11 protein-coding genes are annotated in these 10,922 nt (G+C 68.1%); 6 read left to right on the top strand and 5 right to left on the bottom strand.

Annotated elements, in window-relative coordinates:
• Window positions 1–162: 162 nt before the first annotated feature.
• Window positions 163–405 (top strand): hypothetical protein, encoded by a 243-nt coding sequence (locus tag ACZ4SA_RS27175; protein WP_468279449.1) that lies wholly within the window; start codon window positions 163–165, stop codon window positions 403–405.
• Between the two features lie 246 nt (window positions 406–651).
• Here the strand turns inward: ACZ4SA_RS27175 and ACZ4SA_RS27170 are convergent, their stop codons facing one another.
• From ACZ4SA_RS27170 to ACZ4SA_RS27160, 3 genes are all read right to left on the bottom strand, one after another.
• Window positions 652–1,074, bottom strand: coding sequence for a PIN domain-containing protein (locus ACZ4SA_RS27170; RefSeq protein WP_468279447.1), 423 nt, complete (start codon window positions 1,072–1,074; stop codon window positions 652–654).
• Window positions 1,071–1,286 (bottom strand): type II toxin-antitoxin system VapB family antitoxin, encoded by a 216-nt coding sequence (locus ACZ4SA_RS27165; protein ID WP_468279444.1) that lies wholly within the window; start codon window positions 1,284–1,286, stop codon window positions 1,071–1,073. The genes ACZ4SA_RS27170 and ACZ4SA_RS27165 overlap by 4 nt, the downstream gene beginning before the upstream one ends.
• An 81-nt stretch (window positions 1,287–1,367) precedes the next feature.
• Window positions 1,368–3,791 (bottom strand): helicase-associated domain-containing protein, encoded by a 2,424-nt coding sequence (locus ACZ4SA_RS27160; RefSeq protein ID WP_468279442.1) that lies wholly within the window; start codon window positions 3,789–3,791, stop codon window positions 1,368–1,370.
• Window positions 3,792–4,452: 661 nt separating this feature from the next.
• Here ACZ4SA_RS27160 and ACZ4SA_RS27155 point away from each other — a divergent pair.
• Window positions 4,453–6,207, top strand: a complete 1,755-nt coding sequence (locus ACZ4SA_RS27155; RefSeq protein WP_468279439.1) for a cutinase family protein — start codon at window positions 4,453–4,455, stop codon at window positions 6,205–6,207.
• 232 nt (window positions 6,208–6,439) lie between these two features.
• On the opposite strand, the gene ACZ4SA_RS27150 is transcribed toward ACZ4SA_RS27155, so the two are convergent.
• Window positions 6,440–7,687: an XRE family transcriptional regulator gene (locus ACZ4SA_RS27150; RefSeq protein WP_468279436.1), complete on the bottom strand. Its 1,248-nt coding sequence runs from the start codon at window positions 7,685–7,687 to the stop codon at window positions 6,440–6,442.
• Window positions 7,688–7,845: 158 nt separating this feature from the next.
• On the bottom strand, window positions 7,846–8,181 hold the full coding sequence (locus ACZ4SA_RS27145; RefSeq protein ID WP_311591204.1) for a winged helix-turn-helix domain-containing protein: 336 nt from the start codon (window positions 8,179–8,181) through the stop codon (window positions 7,846–7,848).
• Window positions 8,182–8,610: 429 nt separating this feature from the next.
• Between ACZ4SA_RS27145 and ACZ4SA_RS27140 the strand changes: the two genes are divergently transcribed.
• Genes ACZ4SA_RS27140 through ACZ4SA_RS27125 form a run of 4 tightly spaced genes read left to right on the top strand, consistent with a single transcriptional unit; the run spans window position 8,611 to window position 10,866 of the window.
• A complete protein-coding gene (locus ACZ4SA_RS27140) occupies window positions 8,611–8,901 on the top strand; it encodes a hypothetical protein (RefSeq protein WP_468279459.1) in 291 nt (96 codons plus the stop codon).
• Complete coding sequence (locus ACZ4SA_RS27135; RefSeq protein WP_468279433.1) at window positions 8,898–9,347, top strand: Pycsar system effector family protein; 450 nt, start codon at window positions 8,898–8,900, stop codon at window positions 9,345–9,347. The genes ACZ4SA_RS27140 and ACZ4SA_RS27135 overlap by 4 nt, the downstream gene beginning before the upstream one ends.
• Window positions 9,344–10,486, top strand: coding sequence for a conjugal transfer protein (locus tag ACZ4SA_RS27130; RefSeq protein ID WP_468279430.1), 1,143 nt, complete (start codon window positions 9,344–9,346; stop codon window positions 10,484–10,486). Before ACZ4SA_RS27135 ends, ACZ4SA_RS27130 begins: the two co-directional genes overlap by 4 nt.
• The gene (locus ACZ4SA_RS27125; protein ID WP_468279428.1) at window positions 10,483–10,866 is read left to right on the top strand and encodes an RRQRL motif-containing zinc-binding protein; all 384 of its coding nucleotides are present in this window, start codon (window positions 10,483–10,485) and stop codon (window positions 10,864–10,866) included. The genes ACZ4SA_RS27130 and ACZ4SA_RS27125 overlap by 4 nt, the downstream gene beginning before the upstream one ends.
• The last annotated feature ends 56 nt before the right edge of the window (window positions 10,867–10,922 follow it).

Raw genomic sequence — 10,922 nt, 5'->3', positions numbered from 1 at the left:
CCCCCCCCCCCCCCCCCCCCCCCCCCCCCCCCCCCCCCCCCCCCCCCCCCCCCCCCCCCCCCCCCCCCCCCCCCCCCCCCCCCCCCCCCCCCCGCCGTTCTGCCCGCCCTCTGCGCCACCCGGACCACCGGTTGGGGAATCGTCTACCACGCCTTCCCCGTCATGCTCTCCCGTATCGCCGCCGACACCGGACGGTCCGCCGGCAGCCTCGCCGGCGCCTTCTCCCTCGCCCTGCTCGTCCCGGCCGCGGTGGGGATCCCGATGGGCCGCGCCCTGGACCGACGGGGTCCGCACGTCATGACGGCCGGCTCATCTCTCGCTGTCGTCGCGGTTCTCGCTGTTGGCCGCGCCGCTCCCAGCGGTCGGAAGGGATCTGCCCACACCGGCAACGGAGGCCAGAACTGAGACCGCGTACGCCGAAGGGCCCCACCGCGAACGGCAGGGCCCTTCGACATCGTGCCCGGTGAGGCACTCGCGGAGGATACGAGATTCGAACTCGTGAGGGGTTGCCCCCAACACGCTTTCCAAATGTTCGTCCCACCGTCTACGCACGATCAGGGCGTACCGACCTGCGGCGGAGCGACCGGGTCGCCTCCGTCCGGACGGTGCTGGACGGAGGTGAATGCAACCAGAACTGCAACCAACGCTTGCCTATTTGCCGCCCTCCGGGCCGTACCACTGGAGAGCCTGGCCAGTCACTGCGGCGATGCACTCGAAGTCGTGGTCGCGGTGCAGGAGGGTGAGCCCCTGCTGCTCGGCCGTCGCGGCGACGACGAGATCCACCGCACCCGCACTGCGGTGCTTGCCCTGTTTGGTGAGGGCTTCCTGAACCTGCCAGGCACGGTCGTAGGCGCGGTCGTCGACGGGAACCCAGCCAAAGATCAGTCGTATGTCCTCGATGCCGCGCGCCCGGTCGGCTGCCGACCGGGCGCTGAAGAAGAATTCCAGCTCTGTGATGGGGCAGGTCGCGATGAGGCCGGCGGCTGCCGCCTGGTCCCAGCCGTACTGCTCCGAGTCCCCGCGCAGGAAGCGCGCGAGCGCGCTGGTGTCGATCAGGAACTGTGCCGCGTTCACCGCCGGTAATTTCCCTTGTCCTCGAAGAGCTCCAGATCGAACGCGCCCTCGCCGGCTGCGGCGCGGAGCCGGGTGAGGGCCAGGGCACGGCGCCGGTTCTCCAGTACCTCGCGCAGTGCGGTGTTGACGGTCTCCTTCTTGGTGCTCGTCCCCAGGGCTTTCGCCACGTCCGCGACCAGCTCGTCGTCGAGATCAATGACGGTCCGACTCACGATGCACCTCCAGATATCAAGTATGGAGACAAGTATATCTCGCTTGGTTCATGGGGTGCTGTACGCGGCCGTATGCGTGGTCTACGCGGGCATGACGCTGTGGATCCGGGAGAGGGTGAAGACGCGCTCGTCGTCCCTCAGATGGCACCAGGCTTCGAGATAGGGGGGATCGAGGGAGAGGCGGCTGAGGGTGCGCACGGTGCGGCTTCCTGAAGTGGCGACGTACTCGACCGTGACGGCCGTACCGGCGTCGAGGGCATGGGCGAGCTGGCGGACATCGCTGTACGACAGTCGCTTCGCGTACCCGGAGACGATTTCCTCGGTGTCCGTGCCATAGGGTGCTCCGCCGAACGGGTCGGGGGCCGGGGTGGTCGGCGGGGCGGTCAGCAGTCGGGCGGCCAAGACGCTCAGGTCGACGGCGTCCGGGGCCTTCGCCGCGCGGTTGGCCGCGCTCCGGAGGCCCGCCCTACCGCCGGCCCTGCGCGGGGCCGGGACGGGAGCGGCGACCCGCTGAGGCAGGGCCTTCTCGATGCGTACGGTTCCCTCGGTCGTCTCGGCGACGGGGGCGTAGCCCTCGGCACGGAGCGCGGTGAGGGTCGGCTCGAGCGGGCTGCGGCTGAGCAGCACCGTCGGGGCGAGCAGCCGCAGGCCGAGCCTGGAGAGCTTGCGGTGGGCTGCGAGTTCGGCCAGGAGCGCGGGCTCCTCGCCGTGGATGACGCAGGCGGCGGGGGCGATGCGCACGCGACCGTGGCTGCGCGCGGTGTCGGCGATGAGATAGGACAAGGGCTGCGGGAGGGGCCCGGCGGCGACCGCGGCCAGGTCGGCTGCGATGCCGTCCGGGGTGCGGCCGGTGTCCAGGGCTCGGCGGACGCTGCCGGCGCCGAACCGCCACACCGAGGCCGTGCCGCTGGTCTCCCGGTCGGCGACGGAATCCAGGAGCGCGCTGAGCCGCGCGGTCGGGGTTCCGGTGACGACGGCGGTGAGGTCGGCGCCGATCCGGGCTGTCGCGGTGGCCTCGGGCAGCAGCCGCCGACACGCGACGGTCAGTCCTTCCGTGTCGTCGGCCAGCAGAGCGGCACCGACGGGCGACAGGGCGCCGCGGGCGAGTACGCCGAGCAGCTCGGCCTCGCGGATCGCGGCGGCGAATGGTGTTCCGCCCTGCGGTGACGGGTCGGCGAGCGGGCGATGCCAGGCCACGAGTGGCCCCAGATCCGTAGTGGTCCTCGCTCCCTGCCCTGCCGGGAGCTCTGCTGCCGCGGCGAGCAGCCCGTGCCGGGCCTGCAGGCAGCCGCCGCAGGGTGGCGCCCCGGCGAGTGCGGGGAGTGCCTTGTTGTCCTCGTCGCGCGCCTGGGAGGGGGTGAGTGCCAGGTTCCGCCACGCCTGAAGCAGTCCAGCGAACTGTTCCGAGGGTTGCTCCGCCGCCCAGGCGTCGTACGCCTCGGTGGGTGCGACGCGGTCGCCGTCGCGTCCCAGCAGCCCGGCCGCGTACGCGGTCTCCAGGGTGATGCGTACCACGGCGTCATCGGCCTGCGCGACCTTGCTGATCCGGGTCAGTTCTCGTGCGCCGATCCCGCCGGACTTCAGCCGGGCCGGCGGGGAAGCCGAGCAGACCGACAGAACCGAGGCGGCATGGGCCGCGAACGCCGTGGCCGCGGCCGCCGCCTCTCGGTCCACCTCCGCCGCAGTCGCGGACACCAGCCGCACGGAAGGTGGGACGGCCGCGAAAGGGGCGTGCCAGCCGGGCCCGCGCAGCGCGAGCGCCACCTCGACGGGCATGCGGGCCGGACCGTAGCGGCGCCGGTCCTGGATGAGGAGTCCGCGGTCCAGCGCCCATCGCGCACCCGGTTCGACGTCGGGCCCCGGAGTCCCGAACATGATGAACTGCGGCTCGCTCGGCGCAGACCGAGCGCGGTGCTCAAGGAGCTTGCGGGCCGCCGCAGGGGTCTTCGCGATCACCGAGGCGATCCGTTCCGGATCGCTGTGGTGCTCCACCAGGGCGGCCAGTCGCTGCTGCTTGGTGCTGGGCGGCTTGACACCCAACGCCGCCAGCATGCGGCGCAGTTCATCGGAGGTCGCGCCCGTCAGCAGCTCCTCCAGCGGCGCGTCGAGACCCAGCGGAGCGTCCCACGCCTGCCGCAACGGTGCGGCCATGCGCAGCATCCCGTTGCCGTCCGGCCAGACCAGCGCGTGATCGGACAGCATCTCCAGCGTCGCGTCCAGTTCGCGAGCAGCACCGGGGGCCGTCGCGCCCAGCAACTCCGCCAGGGCATCGCGCGACACGCGTGCCCCCAGGGCCGCCATGGCTTCGGCTGCCTGCAAGCACGGCAGCGCGAGCCGCGGCAGGGCGAGTGCCACCGACCCCGGGCGCTGAAGACGGTCCGCCAACTCCCCCACCGAGCGCGGCTCCGGAGGGGACACTGTGTCCCTCCGTGCCGCGAGCACGCGTGCCAGACGCGCTCCGTCGAGATCGCACAGCCACGCTGTCAGTGTTGATCCGGACGCCATCGAGAACACCCCGCCAGGTACAAGGAACACGTCGGCGCCGGACCTCGGCGGGTCCTGCACCTGGCTCAAGGATGGCGGATCCCCTGACTCGCTTGTGTCGCGCGGCAGAAGGTCCTCCTCACGGGCTCCCTTCAGATGTGCCCAGTGAATCGTCCGTTCCTTGAAATGTCCTGAATGCTGTGGTGTAAATGCAACCAGAAGCGCAACCAGCTCAAACCGAAGGGCCCCACCGCAAGCGGTGGGGCCCTTCGACATCGTGCCCGGTGAGGCACTGGCGGAGGATACGAGATTCGAACTCGTGAGGGGTTGCCCCCAACACGCTTTCCAACTGTCCGCATGACCGTTCGAGGTCGGTCGTGGACGTCCACGGGGCAGTTCAGAGGGGGTTCGCGTACGGCGGTGAACGGTGGCGTCCGTCAGCGCACTGGACAAAGACCAGGACAAAGAGCGGCTCTTAAAACGCGCGCGGCACGCCTGCTCGCCGTCGGCGACCAGGCGCGCGGCGGCCATCCGCGCCCCGACTTGCGGGACGCAGTGAGGAGGCGAAGAGTGGGCTTTGTGCCGCCTGCACCGTCGAGTTGATCTCCGGTGGTCTTAGGCTGGCGCGTCCTCAGGGCGACGCCAGCAAAGCAGGACATTGCAGAGCGCATCTGGAGCGGTCATGGCCAGAACTGCCCGGCGCAGAGCCTCCCGTATGGCTGGGGCATCCTGCTTGGCTGCAGCGCTTGCCCTGCCTGCAGGCGTTACCGGCGCCGTGGCAGCGCCCCAAGTCATGGCTAAAGCTGCGGCCGCAGCGCCAGCCCAACCCACTCCCCCGCCGCCTCCTGAGCCGCCACCCCCGCCGCCAGAGCCACCACCCCCGCCTCCGCCTCCGGACCCCCCGTCGCCACCGTCCTCGGAGCCCCCTCCGCCTCCGCCTCCGGAGCCCCCTCCGCCACCGTCCTCGGAGGCAGAGGAAGAGCCGAAGGAGGAAGAGCCGAAGGAGGAAGAGCCGAAGGAGGAAGAGCCGAAGGAGGAAGCGACCAAGGAGGAAGCGAAACAGGAGGAAGCGAAAGAGGAGGAAGCGAAAGAGGAGGAAGTGAAGCTGGATAACCTCACAAACGAGCTGCAGGATCTGGAGGCCTCGGACGAAACGAAGGTGCCGGAGGAACTGAAGGAGGATGTAGTACAGGCATCCGCCGAGCTGAAGAAGCTGCTCGACCCGAAGGCGAAAACTTCCCCGGAGGTTCGGGGCACGATTGAGAAGACCGTAGAGCCGCTCGCCGACGCGCTGAAGATAATCCAGGACCCGAAAACGCCACCGGAGAAGCGGGAAACGATCGAGAAGATCGTGGAACAGTTGAAGATCATCATAGTTGAATGCCCAAAGACGCACTCAATTGATTGGCACGGGATCGGGCTGATCACCGAACAGTTGAAGATCATCATAATTAAATCCCCGAAGACGCCACCGGACGTTTGGCACGACATCGGGAAGACGATCGAACCTATTACCCACTGGCTGCAGATAATTATCCAGGCTCCAAAGATTCCGCCGGATAAGTGGGCGGTAATTAAGAAGACCATTGAGCCGATGCCCGGCGTCATGAAGATAATCCAGCGCCCGAAGGTGCCACCAGAGAAGCGGGAAATGGCAGAGAAGGTATTGGGACAGCTAATTGGCGCAGTTGAGACCTTCCACAAGGTGAAGGAAAAGGAAGCGCAGATATATCTGCCGGCAAAAGAGGACGTAGAGCGGGCAATCATCGCGGCCAAGAAGCTGGAGTGCTCAAAAGTCGAGATAATCTACATGCGGGGCACCTTCGATAGCTCAGGCGGGACGTGGGCGACTGCGGCTCTCGAGAAGCAGTTGGCTCCCCTCGAAACCAATGTGTGGGTGCCGCCCCAGGAGAACTACCCTGCCGACCTGCGTCCTGAATCGGTACAGAGAGGCAACGAGGCTCTCGTCAAGCACATGGAGGAGAAAGTTGCGCTGTGCGGCCCCGACCAAGAATTCGTTCTCATCGGATACTCGCAGGGTGCTAACGTCGTACAGAATGCGCTCGGTGGAGATACCAGTGGTGCCATCGTGGGTGGCAAAACCGGCCCTCAGATTTCGAAGGAACTCGGGAAAAAAATTCGTTCCGTACTGTTGTTCGGTAATCCGAACCGCCGGGCGGTAGGGGCTGAGAGGGTCCCGGAAGTCTCGCCCGAATATAAAGGGCGAACCTTGGATATCTGTGCTCCCGGCGACCCGCTCTGCACGCCATACAAGGGAGGAGGGCTAGCTGGAGGGGCAGCGGAATGGGCTGCTGTCGCTAATCACTTTACCGAGAAGTGGTATACGGGGTATATGGGAGAGGTGGGTAAATGCGTTAAGAAGGAGCTCGATATGGGGGATGAATGCAATAAGGGAAAACTCACTGGGCGTGAGTGAATCCGTAGGTGGCGTGCTACCCTCATCAGAGAGACATCTGGGCTGCACATCCTGACTGCAGCACTCTGCGGCTCGCATCATGTGCTTAGGTGTGGAGATGAGCGCTCTCTGTGTCGTTGCATCGGCACTACCCCCGGAATCCAAACGGGACGACCACGCTCCACACTTTGTAGTGCCTTACTCCCCATATGGCCCAAGAGTTAAGGCCGCGCCCGTTTCCCGTTTGTGCCGGTCAGGAGGGGAGGAACCCCGGTTTCCCCGTGCCCAGCTCTTGCAGGTGGTTCAGGTAGTCCTGCGCGGCCGGCTCGGTGCTGTAGCGCTGCCTCATGACGGCCGCGAGTTCTCGACTGGTCATGATGAGAGACGGGACGGACTGCCGCTCGCCCTGTAGGGCGCGCTCGCCGTGGATGAGGGCTTGTTCGAGGTCGCCCTCTCGCGCTGCGGTGACCCCCAGGGTTACCCGCGCTTCGGCGTTCCGCATGGGTGAACGCTCCGTGCCGTCGAAGTCAGTTCCCGCGCGCAGAACCTCTTCCGCGAGTGTTCGCGCAAGCCGGTCTTCCCCGACTAGCCGGTAGCAGTCCATCGCGTAGAAGTCGAACTTGGCGGGGTCGACGACAAAGTGGTTGTCCAGGTTCTCGGGATACGGCATCCCCTCCAGCAGTCGGCGTCCCTTGTCGAGGGCCACTTCAACCTGCCGACGGTCCCCGAGTCGCGCCCATGCCTTGGCCTCCTGGCCGGCAAGCTGCACGGCGACGCCATGGTGTGCTGCGGTCTCTGCCCCGGCTTGCGCTGCCGCGATGACCCCGCGATAGTCGCCGGTCGTGAGGGCGAACCACGCCCGCATCTCGTGCGCCCACCCCGCCACCTCGGGGTGGTCGGACTCGGTCGCGAGCGACAGAGCTGCACGCCGCGTTGACTCGGCCGCGTGGCGGTCGCCCGTGTCGTACTCGACACAGCCGACCAGCAAGGCGAGCCAGCCCGACAGCGCGAGCACCTCGCGATGCTGGGCAAGCGTGAGGCTCTTCGTGTGCAGGTCGACAACGCGGCGAAGCCACTGCCGACCCTCTATGAGGAGCTGGGCACTCGGCATGAACGGGTACTCGGAGCAGAGGCGGTCCGTGGTGATCCGGAGCGCATCGAGCGTCGCGCTGTCGACGTCGGACCGGTTCAGGCGACTCACGATCTCCAGAGTCTCCATCCCGCTTGCTGCCAAGATCTCCTTGTCACCGTCCCGTCGTGACGGAGCAGGGAAGAGGGCGTGTGTCACCGTGCCGAACACCGCCGCGATGATCGGCTGATAGAAGTCGTTCGGTGCTTGGCCGGACTCCCAGCGCTTCCACTGGCGAATCATGCTGTCCTCTGCCGGCAGCTCCGTAGGTGCGTGCGCACGCAGGGCCCTGACCGCGTCACGCTGTGACCAGTCGCGCGCCTGTCGTTCGGCAGCGATGCGTCGCGCCCATGCGGGCCTGTCGTCAGTCATGCGCCCTCCTCCGAGTGCCTACTCCGAGTCTCGCGCGCGGGCAGGGGGGACAGGGAAGGGGACAGAGGGGTGTCACTGGACATGTCCCCACCCCCGTTTCGCCGTCCCCTTGCTGTCACTTACCTCACACACTCCGTTACTCCCATGCTGGTTGCAGATCAAGCGCCACCTGGTGCGGAGCGGCTTTCCAGTGCTTCGAGCCGTTCGGTCAACGCCTGGAGTTGGGAGCGGATTTCCTTGATGTCATCACGTACGTCGCCGCCCGGGGCAGACCCGTCGCTGACGAAGTTGCCCAGGTTCCCCGCCGACACGATCAGCCCTTCGGCCCGAAGTGCGGCCAGCCCGTTCTGGATGGTCTGGCTGGCGTACCCGAAGCGGTCCATCAGCTCTCGCTGAGACGGGAGTTTTTCCCCCGGCTTCATCTTCTTGATGTCGTCGCGGAGCGCGTCTGCGACCTGCACCGCCTTTGGCTTGGGCCCTCCTGTGACAGTCATGTCTTGAGGTTACCCACCACAGCGAACTAGTGCGCATCACTCCACAAGGGTTGTGCACCACAGCAGACTAGTGCAAGCTAGTCAGCAAGAGTCGCCCCGACTCAAAGGGGAAACCGCTTGACCTGCACAGACAGCGTCCGGAGGAAAGCCCGCAGGGGTGAGTACGAAGGAAGCGCCGGTTCCTTGAGAACTCAACAGAGTGCTTTGAGATCGACGGGGCGTGACCCCGTCCCCGTGACGGCCGGGTGACGACCGTCGGCCCCGGTATCCAGCCGTGAGGGCGCGGAATCGACTTCCGCCCGGGGCTACTTGGCCCGCCGCGACGTGCGGCGTTGGCCCTCACCTCCGGACGCGGCGGCACTCCCGGACAGGACAGCCCGCCGCGCCGGATCTCCTATCCCGACGTTCAAGGAGAGATCCACCATGCGTATGCGCACTTTCGTCGCCGGCCAGGAAGCCCACGGCGACATCGAGTTCGCGGAACTGGCGCTCGGTATCGACATCGACCTGTTTCGGGGCCCGCTGGAGTTCGAGACGGACGGCGAGCGTGCCGCCCGTGAAGACGCGGCCCGTGACATCCTCGCCGACCTGCGGGCGGAGGCGGCGGCCGGTGACGAGATCGCCGGTTGGGACGCCCTGTACGCCGACGCGCTGACCCGCACGGTGCCGTTCCTGCGCGCCGCTCGCGGCCACCGGTCGGAGACGGGGGAAGCGGCATGAGCACCGTCACGCAGAACCTGACGGCCGCGCACGCTGAGGTGAAGGCGGAGATTGCGCGGACCGACGCCAAGACGGCGCTGTTGCTGGCGTTCGTCGGCGCGGTGCTCGCCGGCGCCTGGACGGTCGCCCGTGACATGCCGCTGAATGTCCCCGCGTATGTGGCGGGTGGGTGCGGGTTGGCGCTGCTGATCGGGGCGGCGGGCCTGTTGCTGCGGTCGGTGCGACCCAACATCAAGGGGCGGCACGGTTTCCCGCTGTGGGCCACGCTCACGGCGCAGGAGATCACGAATGTTGCCGCATCCCGAGACCTCGCCGCCGACATTGCGGGCCTGTCCCGTCTGGCGGTCGTCAAGTTCACCTGCCTGCGCCGCGCGGTCGACGCGACGTGCGCGGGCGGCGCTCTGCTCATCCTGGCTGTCGTGTTCGCCCTGGGAGGTGCGGCATGAGCGAGACCCGCAAGCCGCTGACGAAGGTTCAGATCGGCGTCCTGACGGCCGCTTTCGTGCCCATGCTCGCTACGGGTGTGATCGGCGGTATCGGTACGTACAGCAACATCGGGCACTCCTACGGCAAGGGCACCGCGCTCGGGGCCCTCGCCGCCGGCGAGGGTGCCACCGCCGTCCTCGCCCTGGTCCTGCTGGGACTGACCATGCTGGGACAGTCCTCCCCGCGCGTCGTACGGATCGGGTTGTGGGCACTGCCGGCCGCCGCCGCCGTCATGGGTGCCATGGCCGCGCCGGACCCGGGACGGACCGTGATCTACGCCCTGACCCCGATGGGCATGTCCGTGTCGGCGGAGGGCATGGCGTTCCTAGCCCGCCGGATCGTCGTCCACACCGACGGCCGCGACGCGGAGAACGAGCGGCGCACCGCCGACATCGTGCAGGCCCTCGCCTACCACCGTGCGCGTGCCGCACACCACCCGGTCAGCCGGGTGCGGAAGCGGTCGGATCGGGCGTCGTGGCGTCTGGCCCGCAAGGTTGGGGTCGGGGATGCCACGCTCGGATCGAGGCTGCTGGATGTCCAGCGTGACCGGATCACGGACGGTGCGGATGCCGCGCTCGCGTCGATGTTCGGTGGCACGGCCCCCGCCCTCGCCCCGGCTCCCGACGCGGACGTGAATGCGGAGGAATCCACCGAGATCATGAGGAATCGGTCTATGGCTGACCTGCGGGAATCGACCCCGGCGCCGTCAGTGGTGTTGACCCGATTCCCCGCGCCCGATCCGGTGGCGGTCGACTTCATGAAGTCGACGCTCCCCTTCAAGCCCGTCCCGGCGATCGCCTCGCCGGTCGACCCGGTGAGCGTCGACCTCGCCCCGACCGATCGGCGGACGGTGGCGGTCGACTCCCCCCGATCCCGGCGGGCGACCGGCAAGGTTCCCGACGTGGCCCGGTCGCCCCGGCCGAAGCGCACGACGGAACAGTTGCTCGCTGAGGCACGCACCGCGACCGCCGATTGGCCGGACAGCCGGATCACTGCGGAGGGCATCCGCCGCGAGGTCCACACCTCGCCAGCGAACGCGCGGATGCTGCGGGACACGATCCTTGCCGAGCGCGCCGCTGGTGGCGCTGAAGCCGCGTGAGCCGGCTGACCCTCGCCGACTGCTTCGACCCGACCGGCGAGCGCTTCGGCATCCCCACCTACCCGTGGCGCTACGCCCCCGACGACTTGGCCACCCGCCGCCAACTCCGCGTTCGTGGCCTGCGGCCGGGAGGTCAGGAGATCGCGGCACAGATCCTGAGGCCCCGTCGGCGGCGCGAACCGCTGACCGCGTACCTGTACCGGGTCGACCTCGCCCGGCCGGTGCGGCCGATGACCCCGGCGAGGTGGGCGGCGCTCGCCAAGGCCAATGCCGCCCGCCGCCGCTGCTCCGAGTGCGGCCGCGACGCCGGATACGTCATCCCGCCCACGCTCGGATCGTGCGTGACCTGCGCCTATCCCGAGGAACAGCGCGCCGCTTGAACCACCCCGAACCCGGGTCCGGCCGCCCACCTTCCACAGCAAGCCGGCCGGACCCT

It is taken from the genome of Streptomyces sp. NPDC027962, from assembly GCF_055566095.1.
The sequence above is the reverse complement of the archived record's forward strand: the minus strand, read 5'-3'. Positions and strand labels throughout refer to the sequence as shown.